Origin of the sequence: Nocardia amamiensis NBRC 102102 (assembly GCF_001612745.1) — a bacterium.
Taxonomy (GTDB): Bacteria; Actinomycetota; Actinomycetes; order Mycobacteriales; family Mycobacteriaceae; genus Nocardia; species Nocardia amamiensis.
Map to the genome: position 1 here is coordinate 21,988 of NZ_BDBA01000115.1, position 19,627 is coordinate 41,614.

19 protein-coding genes and 2 pseudogenes are annotated in these 19,627 nt (G+C 65.3%); 8 read left to right on the forward strand and 13 right to left on the reverse strand.

Going from position 1 to position 19,627, the window contains the following annotated elements; genetic code table 11:
- Positions 1–173 precede the first annotated feature (173 nt).
- Complete coding sequence (locus NA4_RS21415) at positions 174–557, forward strand: TipAS antibiotic-recognition domain-containing protein (protein ID WP_067472754.1); 384 nt, start codon at positions 174–176, stop codon at positions 555–557.
- A gap of 1,227 nt (positions 558–1,784) precedes the next feature.
- On the opposite strand, the gene NA4_RS21420 is transcribed toward NA4_RS21415, so the two are convergent.
- From NA4_RS21420 to NA4_RS21435, 4 genes are read right to left on the reverse strand one after another with little or no spacing between them, the layout of a single operon-like run.
- Entirely contained in the window at positions 1,785–2,534 is a 750-nt protein-coding gene (locus NA4_RS21420) for a DUF8020 domain-containing protein (RefSeq protein ID WP_157129195.1), read from the reverse strand.
- A 25-nt stretch (positions 2,535–2,559) separates the two neighbouring features.
- Positions 2,560–3,276, reverse strand: coding sequence for a DUF8020 domain-containing protein (locus NA4_RS21425; RefSeq protein ID WP_067472760.1), 717 nt, complete (start codon positions 3,274–3,276; stop codon positions 2,560–2,562).
- Positions 3,273–4,682, reverse strand: coding sequence for an MFS transporter (locus NA4_RS21430; RefSeq protein WP_067472763.1), 1,410 nt, complete (start codon positions 4,680–4,682; stop codon positions 3,273–3,275). Before NA4_RS21430 ends, NA4_RS21425 begins: the two co-directional genes overlap by 4 nt.
- Positions 4,679–5,878, reverse strand: coding sequence for an alpha/beta hydrolase family protein (locus tag NA4_RS21435; RefSeq protein WP_067472766.1), 1,200 nt, complete (start codon positions 5,876–5,878; stop codon positions 4,679–4,681). Before NA4_RS21435 ends, NA4_RS21430 begins: the two co-directional genes overlap by 4 nt.
- Positions 5,879–5,982: 104 nt before the next feature.
- Between NA4_RS21435 and NA4_RS21440 the strand changes: the two genes are divergently transcribed.
- Entirely contained in the window at positions 5,983–6,579 is a 597-nt protein-coding gene (locus tag NA4_RS21440; protein WP_067472771.1) for a TetR/AcrR family transcriptional regulator, read from the forward strand.
- Positions 6,580–6,588: 9 nt separating this feature from the next.
- Here NA4_RS21440 and NA4_RS21445 read toward each other — a convergent pair whose 3' ends face one another.
- The 7 genes from NA4_RS21445 to NA4_RS21475 are packed head-to-tail and all read right to left on the reverse strand — an operon-like array spanning position 6,589 to position 13,570.
- Complete coding sequence (locus tag NA4_RS21445) at positions 6,589–7,464, reverse strand: MBL fold metallo-hydrolase (RefSeq protein ID WP_067472774.1); 876 nt, start codon at positions 7,462–7,464, stop codon at positions 6,589–6,591.
- 29 nt (positions 7,465–7,493) lie between these two features.
- Positions 7,494–8,264 carry an SDR family NAD(P)-dependent oxidoreductase gene (locus NA4_RS21450; protein ID WP_067472777.1) on the reverse strand — a complete coding sequence of 257 codons (771 nt, stop codon included), beginning with the start codon at positions 8,262–8,264 and terminating at the stop codon, positions 7,494–7,496.
- Positions 8,261–9,055, reverse strand: coding sequence for an MFS transporter (locus NA4_RS21455; protein WP_067472780.1), 795 nt, complete (start codon positions 9,053–9,055; stop codon positions 8,261–8,263). The genes NA4_RS21450 and NA4_RS21455 overlap by 4 nt, the downstream gene beginning before the upstream one ends.
- 50 nt (positions 9,056–9,105) lie before the next feature.
- Positions 9,106–10,287: a thiolase family protein gene (locus NA4_RS21460; RefSeq protein WP_157129196.1), complete on the reverse strand. Its 1,182-nt coding sequence runs from the start codon at positions 10,285–10,287 to the stop codon at positions 9,106–9,108.
- Positions 10,287–11,774, reverse strand: coding sequence for a CoA-transferase (locus NA4_RS21465; protein WP_067472783.1), 1,488 nt, complete (start codon positions 11,772–11,774; stop codon positions 10,287–10,289). Before NA4_RS21465 ends, NA4_RS21460 begins: the two co-directional genes overlap by 1 nt.
- Positions 11,771–12,505, reverse strand: a complete 735-nt coding sequence (gene fabG, locus NA4_RS21470) for a 3-oxoacyl-ACP reductase FabG (RefSeq protein WP_067472786.1) — start codon at positions 12,503–12,505, stop codon at positions 11,771–11,773. The genes NA4_RS21465 and fabG overlap by 4 nt, the downstream gene beginning before the upstream one ends.
- On the reverse strand, positions 12,506–13,570 hold the full coding sequence (locus NA4_RS21475) for a LacI family DNA-binding transcriptional regulator (RefSeq protein ID WP_067472789.1): 1,065 nt from the start codon (positions 13,568–13,570) through the stop codon (positions 12,506–12,508).
- Between the two features lie 908 nt (positions 13,571–14,478).
- Between NA4_RS21475 and NA4_RS21480 the strand changes: the two are divergent.
- Positions 14,479–15,538 (forward strand): annotated as a pseudogene (locus NA4_RS21480) (IS110 family RNA-guided transposase).
- 37 nt (positions 15,539–15,575) lie between these two features.
- Here the strand turns inward: NA4_RS21480 and NA4_RS40580 are convergent.
- Both NA4_RS40580 and NA4_RS42715 read right to left on the reverse strand, forming a co-directional pair.
- Positions 15,576–15,812 carry a hypothetical protein gene (locus tag NA4_RS40580; RefSeq protein WP_157129197.1) on the reverse strand — a complete coding sequence of 79 codons (237 nt, stop codon included), beginning with the start codon at positions 15,810–15,812 and terminating at the stop codon, positions 15,576–15,578.
- Positions 15,769–15,988: pseudogene (locus tag NA4_RS42715) on the reverse strand (IS4 family transposase); the annotation flags it as partial. The gene NA4_RS40580 and the pseudogene NA4_RS42715, both read right to left, overlap by 44 nt.
- A 70-nt stretch (positions 15,989–16,058) precedes the next feature.
- Here NA4_RS42715 and NA4_RS21485 point away from each other — a divergent pair.
- From NA4_RS21485 to NA4_RS21505, 5 genes are all read left to right on the forward strand, one after another.
- Positions 16,059–16,397: a hypothetical protein gene (locus tag NA4_RS21485; RefSeq protein WP_067472793.1), complete on the forward strand. Its 339-nt coding sequence runs from the start codon at positions 16,059–16,061 to the stop codon at positions 16,395–16,397.
- Positions 16,398–17,208: 811 nt separating this feature from the next.
- Complete coding sequence (locus tag NA4_RS21490) at positions 17,209–17,553, forward strand: WXG100 family type VII secretion target (RefSeq protein ID WP_067472796.1); 345 nt, start codon at positions 17,209–17,211, stop codon at positions 17,551–17,553.
- Positions 17,553–17,858 carry a WXG100 family type VII secretion target gene (locus NA4_RS21495; protein WP_067472799.1) on the forward strand — a complete coding sequence of 102 codons (306 nt, stop codon included), beginning with the start codon at positions 17,553–17,555 and terminating at the stop codon, positions 17,856–17,858. The genes NA4_RS21490 and NA4_RS21495 overlap by 1 nt, the downstream gene beginning before the upstream one ends.
- Positions 17,859–17,864: 6 nt before the next feature.
- The gene (locus NA4_RS21500; RefSeq protein WP_067472802.1) at positions 17,865–19,145 is read left to right on the forward strand and encodes a hypothetical protein; all 1,281 of its coding nucleotides are present in this window, start codon (positions 17,865–17,867) and stop codon (positions 19,143–19,145) included.
- Between the two features lie 26 nt (positions 19,146–19,171).
- Positions 19,172–19,540 (forward strand): hypothetical protein, encoded by a 369-nt coding sequence (locus NA4_RS21505; RefSeq protein WP_067472805.1) that lies wholly within the window; start codon positions 19,172–19,174, stop codon positions 19,538–19,540.
- Positions 19,541–19,627: the final 87 nt, after the last annotated feature.

Sequence of the window (19,627 nt, forward strand, 5' to 3'; positions counted from 1 at the left end):
GAGGCTGCTGACAGAGAGCTCTGGAACGAACTGGTGAAGCTAGCGAACGAGTTCTCGAATACGGTGCGGAGACTGGCGGCAAATCGAACTGGGCGTGGCATGCGGTCTTGGGAATGCGTCGGCACAGCGTGACTGCTGGATCCGACGGACATGTTTCGGCTTGCACCTGACGTATGGTCAGGTTCTACCGTCGGCGACACCGGCGCAAGGTTCGTCGGTGGAAGTGGGATGAAACGGAGCAGTTGACGCAGCTCGCGCGGCGTCGGGAGGAGCTCGGTGACCAGCACATTCGGCAAGCCGAAGCGGAATGGGGTGAGCTCATCCCGAAGGTCGACGCGGCGATCGCAGCGGGAATGGACCCGGCCTCACCCGAGGCGCAGCAATTGGCGGCGCAGTGGATGGAGCTCTTGGAAGGGTTCCACGGTGGTGACGCGGGCCTGCGCGACAGCCTGTACCGGATGCAGGCCGGCGAGGCCGAGCGGATCGAGGGCGAGTTCTGCGGACCGTCACCCGCCCAGATCGAGTTCATCACGGCCGCGAACGCCGCACGCCGATAATGGGTTCGGCAGACGCTGGCGTACCGTTAAGAGGCGCGGGGAGCAACTGAGGATACGCGAGCGCCTGGTGCGGCGGGAAGGTTCCTGCGCACCAGGCGCCGTGCCCTGAATTCGGGCATGAGAACGCGTTCGGCAGGAACACCCAATCCGACGAAATGAGTGTCTGCGAAGTCACTTTTCACCGATATCAACCGTTCGCGGCCCACCGCCCGACGTCTACACTCGCGGATGAACGACGTCGGAATTCGCCAGCACAGCCAACCAAGCGTTGACCCGCGGCGAGCGCCTGCTCGTACACCACACCGAACCGCTTGCGGGCCCGGTAGGCGCGGGCGACAGCCGCCGGCAGCCCGATCCAAAGCTGCAGGTCAGCGTGTTAGTTTTCCTGTCGCAGTAGCGACGGCCACCGTATCCAGAGGCGTACAGGCCGCTTGACAGCCTGGCTGCGGCGTCGCTGAAGCGTCTCCGGCCGCTCTTCGTCACCAGTCGGTCTCCACGGTGCAACCGGGGTGGCAGCGAACATGATGCACGACCGACCTCAGCCAACGAAGCCGATCGGAAAACCCGAGCTGAGCTACTGGGAGACACAACCTAGTTGGAATCCGCGACCGCCGAAGCAGATCCGAGGGAGTGGAATCAGGAGAAGTCGAGCCGTATGACTTGTCGATCGAAACGTGTGCTCTGACATCGGCGAAGATGTACGGGAGCTGCAGATGCGAGTCGTCAGTAGGAGTCCGGACCTACAAAGCAGGGGCGGTTTCCTTGGTGAATTAATTAAATGGTTTACAAGCGGGAATTCGTCGACTTGTCGTCTCGAGGTGAGGGCGCTCGACACCTTCGCTGCGCGGCAACGGTGCCGAAGCGGTTCACAGCGGAGTGGATCTCGACACGGGCGTGACTTCGTACTCACCGCCGTCGATCGGTACCTACGGGCACGGGGCGCGCGATCGGCCGAACATGGCGCATCCGGGCTCCTGCTGACCACCATGATCGCCCTAGGCATCGGACTACAGCGCATAGACGCGCACACGCTGACCTTCCGATCCCGCCCAGTCTGCGCGGCGACCACGCCGCTCTGTTCACCGCTGAGGTGCCCGCAGGTGCGCGCAGGCGACAGCCGTTCACGGTGCGGGTCCGTCAGCCTACCTACGTATGTGCCTGTTCTCACTGCGATTCGTTGCGGCGAGCAACTGCTGGGCTGGGCCGGGCTGGACAGCGCTGCCAGGGTCAGCTTGATGAGCCGCTCTTGAGCGCGCCCGCTGATCCGCTCGGTAGCCGCAGGTGGGCATCGGGAACCCCGGTGCCGTTCGGATCGAGCATGCCGTCTTGGTGTGCGTACGGGCTCTGGCCGGGCGGCGCTTGCAGGGTGGTGACGTACTTCCAGAGACCGTCGGCCATGGCTGCGCCGCCGAGGACGAGAGTGCCGACGACGCCACCGGCGCCGGCGAACGCGAGGATGGCGGCGGGGGTGGTGGCGAGGCAGCCCGGCCCCACGACGAGGCAGGAGCCGAGGCCGATGGCGGCACCGACCAGCGCGCCGAGTACGGTGCCGATGATCGTGCCGATGACGGGGCCCCTCGCCATATTGTCGGCGAAATCGTTGAAGGCCAGTTGATTCTCCATCGGGGACGCAACCGGACGCGGCGGGTCCAGTGCGATCCCGGTGCGGTCAGGGGTGAGCGTGAGGGTGCGCCCGTCCCTGGAGATCTGCTCGTGGATCGGTCCGCGTCGGCCGTCGAACAGGAAGGCGAGCGGCATGGTCGTGACCGGTTGTCCGGCGGTGTCATGGATCGTGATCGAGTTTCGGTCGGCTGACACGGCAAAGGTGCCGCCATCGAGTATGGCGACTACAGAGTTGCCCACTACTGTGGCGCGGTATCCGGTCGGTGCCGCTGGCTCGGCCTGAGCCGGCGCGGCAGCGATCGCGAGGGTGCCGGCCATCGCGATGCCAGCAAGGGTGGTTGTGCGATAGTTCATTTCGGTGATATCTCCGTCTTCACTGTCAACGCGGGCCGTCGGCGGGCGGGACACCGGGCTTGCCCTGGAGGTATTCGGCGTATTTGCTATGGCCGGGTGGAGTATTGAGGGTCGTGACGTATTCGTAGAGCGCATAGGCGGTGGTGGGGCCACCGGCGAGGATCAGGCCGGTCAAGCCGCCGACCGCGCCGACCAGGCTGACGATGGGGAGCACCGCCACGACACAGCCGAGGCTGAGAATCACACAGGAGGCACCGGCCAGGGCGAACCCGATGCCGATGCCGACGACAGCGCCTATTGCGGTGCCGATCAGGGTGCCCACCGACATACCGATGCTGGCCGCGTTGATGAGATCGTTCATGGCGAGCTGGTTTTCGAGGGGCGAGGCGACCGGTTGCAGTGCCTCGCGGTGGATGCCGTTGGTGTCGGGGGTGAGGGTGAGGGTGTGGCCGTCGGCGGAGATCCGTTGCCGCACGGGGTGTGGTCGGCCGTCGATCGTGAAGATCAGCGGCAGCGCGGTGAGGAGCTGTCCGGCGGTGTCGCGGATGGTCACGGACCGCTGGTCGTCGGTGACGGCGAAAGTGCCGTGGTCCAGGGTGGTGACCACGGATGTGTCGGCCAATGCCGCGTGATACGTCACCGGCGGTGGCGTCTCGGGCGCCGCGCCTGCGGGTACGGCGGCTGCGCAGACGGTCGCGGTGGTGAGTAGTGCGGTGATGACCGTGCCGCGGATGATTTTCATGGTTTCCTCATTCGTGTGCTGTCCGGCGCTGCGATGGGCGCCGGGGATGGATGGTCCGGCGGCGGGATTGCCGAACCACCGCGCCCGCGCGTGCGGGTGGCGTGAAATGGACTGGTACTCGCCGGGATCGAGATTTCAGCGGGAGACGCAGGATGCCGGGGAGCTGCGGCACGCCGGGCAGCGTCTCGGTCCGGCCTGACCACCAGCATCGACATCACCCCGCCCGCCACGAGAAGCCACCCGGCGATATCGAAGGCGTGCGTGAACCCGGTCGACTGGGTCGGCGCGGCGTCGATGAGCCGACCGGTGACGTACGGTGCGAGCAGGCTGGCGACGGCGGCGACCGCGTACGAGATTCCGAGCGCGGCGCTGCGTTTTCCGGCTGGGCAGGTGTCGGCGATCGCGGCGTTGACCAGAGGTGTCTGCGCGGTGCCCGCCGAGAAAGCGACGACGACGAGGAGCAGGGCGAGCGGTGCCGCGTCGGCCCTGGTCAGGGTCAGCATGCATACCCCGGCCAGCACGGTGACCGTGCCACCGAGCACACCGTAGGCGATTCTGCGGGAAACACCGCGCCGGACCGCGCGTTGCGCGAGGGTGCCGGTAGTGAGTACCAGAAGGATGGCGGCCACGCTCGGCAGGCCGATCAATCCGCCCACCGCGGCTTTGCCGAATCCGGCCTCGTCTTCCAGATACAGCGGTAGCCAAGCGAGGCCGACGGCAAGGGCCCACATCACGGTGAAGGTCGAGAACGTGCCGCCGAGCCACGTTCCGGTGGTGATGATGCGCCGGTAGGGGACACCCGGATCGGCGGCGGATCCTGATTCTGCCCGCACGTGATACGGACCGCTTCCACCGTAACGCAGCCACGCCAGCAACCACAGCAAACCGAGCACGCCGAGTAGACCGAATGCGGCACGCCAACCCAGCAGACCCATGGTCAGGATGATCAGCGGCCCGCCGAGCACCGCGCCGAGCGCGCCCCCGACAGTGACGGCGGCCGAGGGAAGAGCGCGCCTGTGTTCCGGGAACCAAGTGAAAGCGGTGTGGTTGGCCAGCGGAAATCCGGGACCTTCGCCCGCGCCGAGCAGGACTCGGGTGCCGAGCAGAACCGCGAATCCGGTGCCGGGGATCACGATCGGGAGCTGGGCGACGGACCAGATCAGGATGAGCACGACGAGCAGGGGGCGTATCGGAACTCGGTTGCCGAGGAAGCCGACCAGCACCGCGGACGCGCTGAACAGCAGGTAGAACCCGCCTGCAACCGTTCCGAAGGCGGTAGCGCTGAGCCCGAGTTCGTCCATGATCGGTTCGGCGGTCAGGCCTACTACCGCCTTGTCGGCGAAGTTGAGCATCATGAACAGCATCAGCAGGGCGAGCACACCGCCCGCGCTGCGGCGAGCGGTCACCGGCCGAGGCGGGTGTCGAGCCAATCGAAAGTCTGCTGGTTGAACAGCTGCGTCGCCCCCTCGTGGCAGTGCTCGCCGCCGCCGTCGGCTGCTGCGAAGACCATCAGTTCCTTCTCGCACCGCAATGCGTCATGGACCTTGACGGGCTGGCCGCGGAAGAACTGGTCGTTCTCCGCCTCCAGAACGAGGGTCGGGCAGGTGATCTTGTCCGCGAGTCCGTCCAGGGTGTAGGGCTGGGTCATCCGGATGTATTCGGCCGGCGATGCCGCGCCGAAGGTCCACATGCCGTTACGCACCGCCCAGCGGCTCTGGGTCGACAGCGCCATCATCAACTGCAGAACGGGATTCGCGAGGTCGTCGCGCTTGTCGATGATCCAGTCATGGAGAAACGGCGGCATCGCATCGCGGTACGCCTCGTGGAAGCTGTACACCCCATCGTGCAGGACACAAGCTGCGAAGCGGTGCTCGAAGGCGGCCGCGCGGGCGGCGAGATAGCCGCCGAGGCTGGTGCCGAACAGGACCAGACGTGCCGGATCGACACCGGGCAACGCGATCGCGTGGTCGACCACCGGCGTGACAACCCGCTCCCAATCGGGCCGGAACACCAAGCCGGACTCCCGCCGCGCCGAGGCCTGACCGGGCCCTTCGAAGGCCAGCACGTGGTAACCGCGCCGCAAGGCCCCCTCGGCCGCGAAAAAGTAGAGTTCCTCCAGTGTCGAGTCGAATCCGCCGTGCAGGATGACGGTGGGCCGCGGCTCACTCGAATCGTCCACGCGGAAAAGGAATCCGGGCAGCGCACCGCCCTCGTACGGGATCGCCTGGCGCAGCGGCGGGTGGTCGAACAGCTCGACCGCGGCGGCAAAGGTCTGCCGCGACAGCGTCGCAAGGCGGGCCGACACCGTGTCGTTGTCCGGATCCTCGCGGCGATAGAAGTCCGCGTTCCGGTAGTAGTTGGAGGCGCGAAGCAGGGCCTCCCGGGCGCTGACCAGATGGCCGGCGGCGCGAGCTTCCGAGCCGATCCGATGCACGCGCTCGGCGGTGGCTGACCACTCACGACACCATGCCGCTTCGTCACCTTCGGGGATATTCCGGCAGGTGACCAGCACTTCGCCGAGCTCAGCACCGCCGTAACAGCCGTGCCCCGCCGTTCGCAGTGCCTCGAACGAGAATGACTCGTCGTCGAATAGAAACTTCATCGTTCCTCCATCGCCGGAACGGAACCGTTCCGTTGTGTTGTGGAACACAAATTTAGCCTTGGTAGCATTGGAACGCAACCGTTCCGTTCTAGAGAGGTAGCCGCATGAGTAGTCACCGGGTCGCCGGGGCAGCAGTGCTCCGCAAGCGCGTGACCGAGACGATCGCGCGCGCCGCCTTCGACGAACTCGCCGAGACCGGGTACGCCCGGCTGTCGATGGAGGCCGTGAGCCGGCGAGCCGGCGTCGGCAAGGCGGCGCTGTACCGGCGCTGGCCGTCGAAGGACGCCATGCTGATCGATCTGGTGTCCACCACAGTGCGCGAGCACAGCCCCGCGGATATCGACACCGGTTCACTTCGTGGCGATGTCGAGGCGTTCATCCGCGATGTCGTGGAAGTGTTGACCCATGAGCTGGTGAGCCGGATCGTTCCGGACCTGTTCGGCGAAGCGGCGCGCAACCGCGATCTGGCCGATGCGTTACGGGAGGCGGTGGCCACGCCCCGTCGTGCGGCGGCCGCTCAACTGCTGCAGCGGGCCATCGACCGCGGCGAACTACCCGCGCGCCTCGACTACGAGCTAGGCATGGACCTGCTGGGCGCGCCACTGTTCTTCCGGCTCCTGATCACCCGAGGATCGGTGGATAATGGTTACGTCGCGCGCCTCACCAACGCCACGATGGCAGCCCTCGCTGCCGCCGAGTGACCCACGCGGTCAGTCGAGTTCGATCGCGGAGACACCGCCGGCGACCCGCGGGACGTTCTGGATTCGCTGATCGATCCGATCCTGGGCCCGTTGGAATCTCTCGGGCTGCACGTCGACACCCGGCATCACCCAGACGGGCCATTCCGGGTCTCGGTCGAAAGCGAGCGACGACATGTCGGGGTTCATTCCGGTCACGGTGAGCCGGTGTTCTCGCGTGTATTCGATCTCGTTCGCCGAGGTGAGTCGGAACGGCCGGTCGTGGCCGGGGTAGATCACGTCCGCGAGATCGAGTATTCGCTCGATGCTCTGGTTGGCTTTGTCCTCGTCCCAGAAGACCAGGGGGTTGCGCTTGGTCTGTGCGACATATGCGAAGTGCAGTGCGTCGCCGGTGATCGCGGCCCGACCGTGCTCGGTCTCGATCAGCACGCCGATGCTGCCGATCGAGTGACCGCACATGTCGACGACCCGGACACCGGGAATGATCTCGTAGCCGTCGGCGACTTCCTCGATCGCGAGCTGCTCGAGCACGAGCCCCGTCCACGACGGCGTCGCCCAGTCGTTCGCATGTGGCATGTGGGCGTATCTGCGCTCATCGCGGTGTATCAACACCGTTGCGTCAGGGAACATGTCGATGTTCTGGACGTGGTCCCAGTGGGAGTGCGTCAACACGACCTTGTCGATATCACCGGGCGTCAAGCCTCGCTCGGCCAGGGCGTTATTCAGGATCGGCCTGCGGCCGACGTGCGCGGCATCGACCAGGATTCGCTCGGTCGCCCCTTCGGTGTCCTGCCCTTCGATGAGGAAGACGCCGCAGAATGCGGGATGACCTTGATCCGTTCCGATCGGAAAGCCCGGCAGCAGGATGTCCAGTCTCGGGTTCATCATCGTGATGTCCTTTCGTTGGTGCGGGTCACTCAATGCATGACAAAGCCGGCGGCGACGTTGATGTCTTGTCCGGTGATCGCTGCCGAATCGGCCGACGCCAGGAACGAGACCACGGCGGCAACCTCGGCCGCGGACACCAGCCTGCGTAGCGGGATGGTGCCGACTACTTCGTCACGTACTTCCTGTTCCGGCCGCGCCTCGACGGCGGAACGGTTTTCGAACACCCAGTCCAGCCGCGCACCTGCCACGTAGCCGGGCGATACGAGATTCACCCTGATGCCGTGCGGACCGGTCTCCGCGGCCAAGGTTCGGGTGAGGCCGATCAGCGCTGTCTTGCTCGCCGCGTAGGCCGTGCGGCCGAGCAGCGGATGCTTTCCGGTGATGGAACCGATGTTGATGATCGACCCGCGGTGCTGCGCGATCATGCCCGGCAGGAACGCTCGGCAGCACAAGAATGTGCCGAGCACGTTTACCGCGAACGTCTCCTCCCACGCCTCGGGAGCGATGGTCCATAGGTCGCCTACCGGTCCTCCGACACCGCTGTTGTTGACCAGGACGGTTGCCGGTCCGACTCGTTCCTCGACCTCGTCGCGGAGGGCATCGACATCACTCGCCAGCCGGACATCGGCGCGCGTTTCGAACGCGCGGCCACCGTGCCTTTCGATCAGCCGACGCGACTCGCGCAGAGCATCCAGGTCGCGCCCGGCGAGTACGACGGTGTGCGAGCGTGCGAGCCGGAGCGCCATCTCCCTGCCGAGGCCACGCCCGGCACCGGTGACAACCGCAACCGTGGCGGTCATTCGACCGACTCCGATCCGATCGGCGCGGCCGTGGCGGGCCTGCGTGGCCCTCGGCGCAGACCCGCGTCGATTTCATCGATGGTGCGGCCCTTCGTCTCGATTCCGAAGACGGCGAACACCACGGCCGCACCGGCTGTACAGGCCGCGAACAACAGGAAGGCCGGCGTGATGGCGTCCGTTGTGGCCTTGGGGGTCACCAGGTTGCCGGAGCCCGCGATCAACGCCAGCAGCATCGGACCGCCGATGCGGCCGAGGCTGCCCACACCGAGCGCCGACCCCATCCCCGTCGCGCGCAGCCGCGTCGGCCAGACCTCCGCGGCATACGGGCCGACGATGGCGAATCCACCGTCGGCGAAGAAGAAGGCGCCCAGCATCATGAGGTAGAACAGGGAGATACCCCAGGGGGTCGGCTCGGTCGAGCCGAACGCGGCGGCGATGAAGAACGGTGTCGACGCCGTGCCCAGCAAGACCCCGGACATCCGGCGGCCGATGCGCTCGGAGAGGTAAGCGAACAAGGCTCGGCCCGCCAGACTTGCCACGCTCATGAAGATGAAGAGAAAGGCGGCGCGGGCCGGGGCAATACCGAGAGTGAGCACCAACAGCGAAGGGCCCCAGAACAATACGCCGTAGGCCGCAGTGGTGATGGTGAGGTTGGTCAGCCAGCTCACGGTGAGCGCATGGGGGTACATGTCGGCCAGCACGGCTGCCGCGACGATCTTCTTCTGCCGCAGGGTTATCGGGTGTTTGTCGATGATGGAGACGAAGTGATTTTCTGGTGTCGGGACTGGCATCCTTGCCATCCCCTCTCGAGATCAGTGATGTGGAAAAGAGAAATCGGCGGTCAGCCGACGCGAAAAATGGCGGCGAGGGCTTGCCCGCCGCCGATGCACATGGTCACGAGACCGTGCTCTTTTCCGGTACGCCGCAGGTTTTGCAGGAGCCGGATGGTGAGGATTGCACCCGTGGCACCGATCGGATGCCCCCAGGCGATAGCTCCGCCCAGCGGATTGACAAGTGCGGGATCGAGTTCGGCGTCGCGGATGACGGCCACAGCCTGTGCGGCGAATGCCTCGTTGAGCTCGATCCAGCCGATGTCGGAGAGAGTCAGCCCGGACTTTTGGAGCACGCGGCCGATTGCTGTGGTCGGCGCGTAGCCCATGATCTCGGGCTCCACTCCGACTTTCGAGAAGGCAACCAGCTCGCCGAGAACCGGCAGCCCTCGGTCCCGCGCGACGGGGGTCGTTGTCATGACGACCGCCGCAGCGCCGTCGTTGATTCCCGAAGAATTGCCTGCGGTCACCGTGCCGTCGTTGACGAACGCAGCCCGCAGATTCGCCAGTTTCTCCACCGTGGTGCCCGGCCGCGGGTGTTCGTCGTCGGCGACGACCCGTGCGCTCTTCCGCCCGGCCACGGTGACCGGAACGATCTCGCCGTCAACCAGTCCGGCTTCCAGTGCGGCACCGGCCCGGCGCTGGCTTTCGGCGGCGAATTCGTCCTGCTCCCTTCGGTTTACACCGAAACGGTCGGCGACTCGTTCCGCAGTCACGCCCATCGGATACTGACCCCATGGATCGGTGACCAGTGACCGGGTGCCGTCTACGAGCAGGTGGTCGGCGAGGCGGTAACCGTCCCTCGCTTGAAAATCCAGAAATGGTTGGCGAGACATGTTCTCGTTCCCTCCAGCCACCACGATCGCGGCATCGCCGCCCTGCAACTCCAGCGCCGCGGAAATGATGGACTGCAGCCCCGATCCACACAGCCGGTTGACGTTCATCGCGGTCGAACCGGCACGCGCCCCGGCGGCGAGGGCGACCCGCCGGGCGTTGAAGGCATCCGGTCCGACCTGCCCGACACAGCCGAGGACGAACTCGTCGACCTCATCCACTTGGATGCCGGCACGGTCGGTCGCGCCGCGGACCGCGGTCGCGCCGAGTTGGTGTGCCGGCACGTCGGCCAGCACGCCGCTGTAGCTACCCACCGGAGTTCGGGCACCGGCAACCACGACAGTCGGGGTGAACATCATTACTCCTTGGATCCGGACGAACGCTCGAGCGAGGTGAGGATCGGAATGTTGCGCAGGACATCGCCTCTTCCGACGGACGGATCCAGATCGTGCACAAGCCACCCGGCCGCGGTCAGCCGCAACGTGACGTCCTCGGTGGCGAGATACACCTGCTGGTCCTTGGCCAGCGCCGCCTGCCCGCTGAAGGTCGTGTGATCGACGTGATCGACGAACTTCCGGTTGCGGCCGCCCGTGGAGAGCAGGAAACAGATGCGGCGGGCGCCGTCCAGGATGTCGATGAACCCGCCGCATCCGATCACTCGGCCACCGAGCACGGAGACGTTGACATCGCCGGTGCCGCTGACCTGTCCCGCACCCATAAAGGCGATATCAGCGCCACCGCCGTTGTAGAAGTCGAACTGCGCCGCGTGCCCGATGATGGCACTCGGGTTCCTGGCGGCGCCGAAATCCGTACCGCCGAGTGGTAGTCCGTCGTAAACACCCGACTCGATGGTCATCGTGACCTGATCGAGCAGGCCGGCCCTGGCAAGCGCGCCACCGATGGTGTCGCCGGGGATTCCCGTCCCGACGTTGATCACATCGCCGGGTTCGACGAGTCGCGCACCCCGTTCGCCGACCCGCGCCCGCTCGCGGGTCACCGGCGTGGACGACAGCGCCGCCGCTAGCTCATCGACGGTGGCGAACCCAGAGACCAGCGCGCGGTCCAGCATCGCGGAATCCGTCTGGCGATGACCGGTATCGACGTCGTTCACCGGGACTATGTAGTCGATCAGCGTCCCGGGCACGGTGACCTCACGTGCGGCGATCGCGCCCCTCGGCACGACCTGTTTGGCCTGGCAGATCACGAACCCTCCGCTGTTACGCACCGCCTGCGCAAGGGAAAGGGCGTCCAGGCCCGAAGCCTCCTCGGACTGGCTGACATTGCCTGCCTCGTCGACCGCCGAGGCCCGGAGGATCCCGACATCGATCGGGAACGACTTGTAGTGCAGGTAGTCCCGGCCATCCAAGGTGACGACATCCACGTACGTATTCGACGCGATCACGCCGCGAGCGGAATGGTTGATCCGACCACCGTCGACACGTGGGTCCACAAAGGTCGCGATGCCGACGGTGCTCAGATTGCCGGGCCGCCGGGCGGCTATGGCGCGGTACAGCGTCGACAACTGCCCCTGAGGAAGGCAGACGCCTGGTACTGCGTCCCCGCCGAGCAAGGCGCTCATCCGTGGCGCAAGACCCCAGTGGGATCCGACGACGCGCGCGACAAGACCGCGGTGTGCGAAATGATCGAGCCCGGCAGCCCGATTGGCCTGCCCCGATGCGTGCACCAGGATCAGCCCGTGCGGGTGGCCGGACTCGAGGAACGAACGCTCGATTGCCGCGTACACCTCCTCGGCGACACCCATCATGGTGAATCCGTCGACGGCAACAGTGGAGCCGTCAGGGATGAGATCCACGGCTTGCTCGGCGGTGACGACTCGTGGGCTCATAGCGTGTAGCCGCCGCCCACCGCGATGACCTCGCCGGTGACGTACTCGGCGGAGTCGCTGGACAAGAAGGCCACGACCTCGGCGACGTCTTGGGGAACACCGGCGCGCCCGAGTGGGATCCTGGCCAGCTGGGCCCGATAGATCTCAGCGGGAAGACCACGAGTCATGTCCGTGTCGATGAAGCCGGGGCACACCGCGTTCGCGGTGATGTGAAACCGAGCCAGTTCCTTGGCAACGGAGCGAGTCAGGCCGACGACACCCGCCTTGGCGGCGGCGTAGTTGGTCTGGCCGATATTGCCCATCCATGAGGCAGACGAGATGTTCACGATGCGGCCATATCCGTGCCGGCGCATGTGGCGGCCGACTGCGCGAACCGTGTAGAACACGGCGGACAGATCGACCGCCAGCACGGCATGCCACTGGTCGTCGGTCATCTTGTGCAGCATCGCGTCTCGGTTGATGCCAGCGTTGTTGACCAGGACGGCGATCGGACCGACACAATCCTCTGTATGTTTGACGACGTCGTCGACCGCGACGCGGTCGCCGACATCGAGTTCGATCCCGATGCTGCCGTTGCCTGCCTCGCGTGCCGTCTCGGCCGCCAGGTCACCATCGATGTCAGCAGCCACAACGGTGTCGCCGCGCTCCGCGAGCGCGGCGCAGATCGCCTGCCCGATACCGCGTCCCGCGCCGGTGACCAGCGCGATCCGGTGGCCAGGTGTGTCAGCCATCTAGGGCTCCTTTCGTACGCAGCCGCAGGTCCGGCCGATCCGGAGCTGATGACGGCAGATAGTGGCGGTGTATTTTCGCGGCGCGGCCTCGACGCGGCGAAGTAGCAGCGTCACCGAGTCGCGCGCCATCTGCTGCCGGGGCTGGGTCACCGTGGTGAGGTCGACCAGCGGAGACGTCGCGAGCGGAAGCCCGTCGAAGCCGGTTACCGCGAGGTCGTCGGGGATACGGAGGCCCGATCCGAGCGCGGCCGACATCACGCCGAGCGCGATGGCGTCGCTACCGCATACCACCGCGGCGGGCTGCTCGGGCAACCCGAACAGGTGCTGGGCCGCGGCGCGTCCGCCTGCCTCGCTGAGCTGTGTGCTGATCCGCCAGGCTGCGGGCAGATGCATGCCGTGCTCGCGGGCAACCTCTGCGAAGACCTTCTCGCGGGCGGCGGACGCGCTGGATGCCCGCGGCCCGACGACGACGGCGATAGTCGGATACCCGTGTCCTACCACGTGATTCATCAGTTCGCGAGCGGCCGCAGCATCGTCGATCCCCACATAGTCACCGGCTACTTGCGGAATTCGGCGAGACAGCTGGACGTAAGGGATGTGGGCGCGGCGCAGCTCCCGAATGGCCTCCGCATCGTCACGGCGCAATGCGGTGAGGACAACACCATCTACCTGACGCTCGATCATCACGCCGACCAACCGCCGCAATGTGTCCGGATCGTCTTTGGTGTGCCCGAGCAAGACCTCGTATCCAGAAGCATGAGCAGCGTCGGTGACGCCGGCGGCGAGCTCGGGGTAGAAGGGGTTGGCGATGTCTGCGAGTACCAACCCGATGACATTGCTATGCCCGCGGCGGAGGCTGGCGGCAAGGGTATTCGGCTTGAATCCGAGTTCGTCGGCTAGCTCCAGCACCCGCTTGCGGGTGGCTTCCGAAACGCCCGGCTTGCCGTTCATCACGTAGGAAACCGCCGCGCACGACACTCCGGCGGCCCCGGCGACGTCGGCGGCCGAAACGCGGCGTGGCCGCTGATTGCCGATTTTCGCTCCGCGTCTCTGCCGACTCACCATCTCAGGTCCTTTCGGCCGAAGGTCTTGCTCAGCAACGACGGTAAAAGGTGGTGATTCGTTTAAGCAACATTAAGCAGAGTCATCGACAAGTCGCCCACGCGATCGCTGGTCCGAATCCAACCTGAACGTGAACCACGGCCAATCACCGGCCCGGCCTATGCGTTTCGCGCAATATTCGTCGGCGGACATTGTCACCCGGGAAACCGCCGTGATACTCTGCACCTACGGAACAGCCGTTTCGGCGCGTGTCTCGAAATCTCCGGACGCATCCCGTTATCTTGCAGCACAGCCGCTTTCGGTTGACGACTCGGCATTTTCCGATGTTTCGCGACCGAACCACGCCAGGGTGGGGGCAACGGTTTCCGGCCGCAGCTCTGGAGGACCTCGTAGGCCCGCCCCCGACGAGTTCAAGGGGGCCGTTGACGGCTCGCGAGGTATGCCTTGTACGCCGAGTACCCCGGCAGTACCGTCATCGGCCGCGCCGCCGAACTCCTTCGCGATCTGCGCACTACGAGCACGCGCTCGCCATCTTCGACGAACTGGGCGATGACATCAGCGCGAGCCATACGAGGGGCCATCTCCGGTACGCCCTCGAACTGGCCGACAGTTCCTACGAGTGGTATTCACGCGCCGCGAAAAGGGCTCGATGAACCGTCGACTTATCTGGTTGTAGCGGTTCGTGGTCGGGGTCAGCTGCCCCGTAGCGTCCCGCAGGAGACCGGGCGGGTTGACTCGTGAACCGTCTGTCGCCCTCGCGGTTGACTTGCCCGTGATGTGTCTGCTCGTCCGGTCTCCGTTCACGGTTTGACTCGACAGAGGTGTGACGTCAAGGTGCTGGGAGAGGTTCTTGAAGTCGACATGTCGGCCGTGGATTCCCCATCCGGCATGAGGCGAGGAACCGAGACCTGATGATGCTGATCGGCGTCGATCCGCACAAGTCCACCCACACCGCGACAGCCGTCGATCCGGCCACCAATTCCGATAACGGGTCGGTCCGTATCGAGGCGAGTTACGCCGGTTATCGGAAGCTACTGACATGGGCTCGGCAGTGGACCGAACGCAGCTGGGCGGTGGAGAACGCGGAGGGCCTCGGTCATCACTTGGCGCTGTGGCTGGTCGCGATGGGCGAGATCGTGGTGGATGTAGCGCCGGCGGCGACGGCTCGGGTTCGTCAGCTGTCTCGGGGCGGGCGACGCAAGAACGACCGCATCGACGCCGCTGCCGCGGCGAGCGTCGCGGCGTTGCACGGCGATGCTCGCCCGGTGCATCCAGAAACGCACGTCGATTCCCTCGCCTTGCTGGATGAACGACGAAAAAATCTGTCCAGCAATAGAACTCGATCGATCAACCAACTGCACGCACTACTGCGTGAGTTGCTGCCCGGCGGCGCGCCGCCCGATCTGACCGCAGCGAGAGCGGCAGCGGTCCTGCGCGGACTGCGCCCGGTCACTACCACCGACCAGGTACGCAAATCCGTGGCCAAGGACTGGTCGGCGACATCAAGCGCTACGACACCCAACTCACCGAGAACGCCGCCGCAATGGACGAACTGCTCGATCTGCACGGCACGACGTTGCGGGAAATCCCCGGGATCGGCCCGGTGATGGCCGCCCGCCTCATCGGCCGGACCGGACCCGCGAGCCGATTCGCCACCGCAGCCGCCTACGCAAACTACACCGGTGTCTCGCCGGTCGAGATCGCCAGCGCCGACACCACACGGCATCGGCTGTCTCGCTACGGTGACCGGGAACTCAACTCCGCCCTCCACACGATCGCGGTGATCCAGATCCGCATGCGCAGCAGCACCGGACGGGCCTACTACGACAAGAAGATCGCCGAGAAAAGACCCCGAAGGAAGCGAAACGCTGCCTCAAACGACGCCTGGCCGACCTGTGCTGGCGAACAATGATCCGAGACGAAAGACGCATAGCATCAACCCCATCCCCCGATCACCCCGAACCGGCTTGACAAATACAGAGGAATCACGGGTTCGGGACCAATGCCACTAACTTACGCGCTGGTGTAGCCGGATCTCCGGCGGCTGGCTGTGGTCGAGGTTCTTGTGCGCCAGTGTTTTTCGTTTGAACTTGTGGCGCCCGGCGCGTTTGAGGACCCGGGGATAGCTGCGCTGGCGCCGTGGCGGGTTGGGGCGTTCGAGGATCTCGGTGACGGCGGCGGTGAGGCCGGTGGCGAGCCGGTCAGGGGGAAAAACCCGCTTGCCCGGTGACGTGTCGCCGGACAACGCGCAGAGAGCGGATGAACGACAGCCGTAACGGATCGTTTCCGCCGAGGTCGGCCGCGTGATACATGAGTTCGCGGATGGCGTAGTGGGTGGTCAGAAGCCCCCAGATCTCCTGGCGCACCATGGCGGGGCTCTGCCGAGCGCAGCAGCCGGTAGCTGCCGCGCTGGCGGGTTTCCGGGCCGATCGACGGCTGGCTGGCCAGCCTGTTCGACCATCAACACCGCGAGAACACCATCGCGACTCTCGTGGCGGCCCAAGACACCGACGACACCGAAACCCAGCGGCGAATGCTGCGGCAACGCGTCACCGACGCCGACGCCAGACTCGCACGTCACCTTGCCGCCATCGAGGCAGGAATCGATCCACAAGCCCTCGTCACGGCCATGAACGCCGCACAGGCGGACAAAGCGACAGCTCAAGCCGAGTTGAAGAGCTTGCCCAAGATCAACCGGCTCACCGAGACAAAGATCCGAAAGTTGATCGACTCACTCGGCGACATCCGCGCGGTCCTCGCGGCGGGAGATCCGGCCGAGAAGGCTCAGCTGTACCAAACCATGGCCTTCGAAGTGCGCTACCAGCACTAACAACAGCTCGCAATCGTTGGTGCCACCCCCTGTGGGGTTAGCACTGGTGTCCGGAGGGGGAGTCGACCACTACGCACACATGCTTCGTCGACGACAGGTACTGACGCTGGCGTAGGTGCCCTGATTGCCGTGTTCGACGGCTCGAACAAGTGCGGTATCGATAACCACCCCCAGCATCGAAGGTGGTCCGAGCCGACGATCGGGTCGGTCTGTCGCGCCGACGCGGCGCTCGGCGAGGGGGCATGGGCTGGTGTTGCCGAGAATCCGGCGAATGCCACCGCGGGTCTCGGTGCCCATGATCAACCGGAGGCGGGTCGACAAACCCAGCTATGACCCAAAACGTTGAAACTCAAGCTAATACGACACCCCATTCCGGGTGAGTCTGCCGACCGCGCGTCAAGCGCTGAGTGTTCTCCGCTGAGAAGGGCTGATCGAGTGCTGGTATGGCATCGGTTCATTCGCCAAGTAGACCGGTCGCCTCCAGCGCTCCGGATGGCGGCACTACGACCGAGCCCGAACCGATCAGCAGTTGCTCGTACCGCGCCTGCGGGATGAAACCCTCTACGCTGGAATAGAGTTCGCTACTTCGCACATCGCCGAACTCTCCCCTCGAGGGCACAACGCAGGCCGTGACCCGACGCCAGCACCTATCCGACGAGACAGGGCGGAATGAGCGCATCGCGAACACCGTTGACCGAACCCATCCCCGTCCGCCCCCAGACTGTGACTGACGGCACCATCTCACCGAGGAACCAAACAGAACCCACCCGCGCCAACCTCATTATCCGCACCGACGTTCAAGGAATGCTGCATGACTGGCCAATCCGACTCGACCACCAACGACTTCGCACTGGTGCCCGATGAAGTCGCGGATGCCGGTCGGTACGTTCAGCAGGTCGCCGAGTCCCTCATCAACGGCCTGACTTCGCTCGACACGGACATCGCAGCGCTGCTCTCCAATTGGCGAGGCACCTCCGCCGACTCGTTCAGCGCGGGCTGGACCGAAACCAAGCAAGGCGCGGATACCATTCTCGACGCCTTGGCCGACATGGCCGAACTGCTCGGTGTCACGAGCAGAACCCTGGACGATCAGGACCGAGCGCGGGCAGACACCACCGTTACGCTCACCGGGTCGCTGGACCTTCCGGAGTTGTGATGGTAGACAACGCTCAGCCCTTTCGCGTCGACCTCGACGAGCTCGAACAGATAGTCGCCCGGGTCTCGGGTTTCATCGGATTCCTCAACGACAGCCTCGACGGACTGCAGCAACGCATCTCTACCGTCCAGCAGAACTGGAACGGTGCCGCCGCAGACGCCCAGGCCGACGCCTTCCGGGAATGGCACACCGGGGCAACCGATGTCGCCGAAGGCATCGACACCATGCGCCGGGCCGTCCGGGACGCCCACGATCGATACACGGCGGCGATCTCCACGAATCTTTCGATGCTGGGCAGGTCGTAACACCGGATGACGACCTTGGTAGTCGATCCCGCGGTGTATTCCTCGGCAGGCGCGTCACTGTATTCGTACGCAACCGCGTTCCACCGGGTCTTCTCCGCGCAGATCGCCGCGCTGAGCGAGACCGCCAATATGGGCGGGAATGTGGGCGAATCCAAGGCTTGGGCCACGTCCTACGATTCGACCGTCACCACGGCGATGAGTATGACCGAGCTGCTGGTCACCGCCATGGGCAACTACGCCGGAATCCTGAACCAGCTCGGCTACAACCACGCGCTCGCGGATTACGTTGCCGGCACCGGCCGACCGGAACCGGGAAAACCAGCACAACTGTCACCGGCCTGGTCAGTCTGTCTCAGGCCGCCGCCGTCGGCGGGCGGGCCGGGTAGTGGCCTGTTCGACGATGTCGGTTTCGCGGTGTCGGCGCTCGAGGATTTCGGCGTTTCGATGCCCGACGGGGAACCGCACGACCTGCAGACTGCCGCTGACATATGGGACAAGCTCGCCTCCGAATCGGGTGTGGGCAACCTGCCGATGCTGCTGGACCAGCTGGCGAAGACATTCGAGAACGAGACCGCCCCCGACGCCGCGTATGTCGATGAAGACATCCGGGAGCTGAAGAAGTCCGCCGAGGGTGTGCTCACCCTCTACAAAGACCTCGCGCAATCCTGTCGCACCCACCGCTCCGCGATCCTGGAGTTCCGGACGCAACTGGGTCAGCTGCTGGTCGATCTCGCCAAGGACCTCGCTCAGGAGGTCGCCGAGACCGTTGTCCTCGGTGTGATCGCCGGCGCGTTGACGGCGGGATTCGGCGCGGCCGCAATCGCCGCGGCCAAAGCGGGCAAGCTCGCGGTGAAGATGAAGAAGTATGTCGACCGCGTGCTGGCCGCCAAACGCGCGGCCAACTTCGTCGACAAAGTCACCGAAACCGGCGACGACCTCGCAGCCAGGCGCGCGGAGCTCCAGCGCATCGCAGACCTCCTCGCACAGCGCACCGCCGATATCGCCAGGATCGCGCGCGACAAGCTGAAGAGCTCGCTGGATTACGCGCTCGACAAAGAGGCAATGGAGCATGTCTTCGTGCCGAAGCACAAACTGGATGGACTGGTGAAGTCACTGGGTGGCGAAGAAGCGACGATGACGAAGATCATCGAGAGCGTTCAAGGCGTTCCGGACGGCGTGTACAATGGCTCGAATCCTTTGGTGCGCACAATCAATGGCCAAACCGTCCATATTCGCGGCGCAATGATCGACGGTGTCTTCAAAATCGGCACCGCATACATTCCATGATGTAGCGCGAGAACCGAAGGAGATTGATGAGTAGTACACCGATTCCGCCGCGAGCGTTGACCGACCTCGAAACCGGCGTCGTCACCAAGCTGCTGTCGTCGAACGCCCCCGGCGCCTCAGAGTATCTGGCGCAGGTGCCCTATTCGCAGGTCGTCGCAACGTGGGGTGTCGGTTCACCTAGTGTCGATCTGGCGGTGCGGCCCGGTGCGGTGCAAGCATCCGGTTCGCCGGACGGTATCTTCGCCAGCGGAGCGGTCACCGACCGCAACGGAGCGCCGATCGGCGAGGTCATTTTATGGGTCGAGAACGGTTGGCTCAGTGGAATCGAGTACGCCTGGTATACGGACGAACGCCCACACGCACTGCCCGAGCCCGGTCAGATCGAGCTTCTATAGTGCAAGCAGATGATTGGGCGAATTGCCGACAAGAACAGCAACGAGCCGGACAGTGCATCGTCGAAACCGAGGGCGCACCTAACTAAG

Excerpts from the sequence above, each read along its gene's own strand:
- fabG (WP_067472786.1), bottom strand. The coding sequence starts at position 12,505 with ATGGCTGACACACCTGGCCACCGGATCGCGCTGGTCACCGGCGCGGGA.
- NA4_RS21505 (WP_067472805.1), top strand. The coding sequence starts at position 19,172 with ATGAGTAGTACACCGATTCCGCCGCGAGCGTTGACCGACCTCGAAACC.
- NA4_RS21425 (WP_067472760.1), bottom strand. The coding sequence starts at position 3,276 with ATGAAAATCATCCGCGGCACGGTCATCACCGCACTACTCACCACCGCG.
- NA4_RS21415 (WP_067472754.1), top strand. The coding sequence starts at position 174 with ATGGTCAGGTTCTACCGTCGGCGACACCGGCGCAAGGTTCGTCGGTGG.
- NA4_RS21420 (WP_157129195.1), bottom strand. The coding sequence starts at position 2,534 with ATGAACTATCGCACAACCACCCTTGCTGGCATCGCGATGGCCGGCACC.
- NA4_RS21460 (WP_157129196.1), bottom strand. The coding sequence starts at position 10,287 with ATGATGTTCACCCCGACTGTCGTGGTTGCCGGTGCCCGAACTCCGGTG.
- NA4_RS21445 (WP_067472774.1), bottom strand. The coding sequence starts at position 7,464 with ATGATGAACCCGAGACTGGACATCCTGCTGCCGGGCTTTCCGATCGGA.
- NA4_RS21455 (WP_067472780.1), bottom strand. The coding sequence starts at position 9,055 with ATGCCAGTCCCGACACCAGAAAATCACTTCGTCTCCATCATCGACAAA.
- NA4_RS21475 (WP_067472789.1), bottom strand. The coding sequence starts at position 13,570 with ATGGTGAGTCGGCAGAGACGCGGAGCGAAAATCGGCAATCAGCGGCCA.
- NA4_RS21500 (WP_067472802.1), top strand. The coding sequence starts at position 17,865 with ATGACGACCTTGGTAGTCGATCCCGCGGTGTATTCCTCGGCAGGCGCG.
- NA4_RS21490 (WP_067472796.1), top strand. The coding sequence starts at position 17,209 with ATGACTGGCCAATCCGACTCGACCACCAACGACTTCGCACTGGTGCCC.
- NA4_RS21495 (WP_067472799.1), top strand. The coding sequence starts at position 17,553 with ATGGTAGACAACGCTCAGCCCTTTCGCGTCGACCTCGACGAGCTCGAA.
- NA4_RS21435 (WP_067472766.1), bottom strand. The coding sequence starts at position 5,878 with ATGAAGTTTCTATTCGACGACGAGTCATTCTCGTTCGAGGCACTGCGA.
- NA4_RS21450 (WP_067472777.1), bottom strand. The coding sequence starts at position 8,264 with ATGACCGCCACGGTTGCGGTTGTCACCGGTGCCGGGCGTGGCCTCGGC.
- NA4_RS21465 (WP_067472783.1), bottom strand. The coding sequence starts at position 11,774 with ATGAGCCCACGAGTCGTCACCGCCGAGCAAGCCGTGGATCTCATCCCT.
- NA4_RS21440 (WP_067472771.1), top strand. The coding sequence starts at position 5,983 with ATGAGTAGTCACCGGGTCGCCGGGGCAGCAGTGCTCCGCAAGCGCGTG.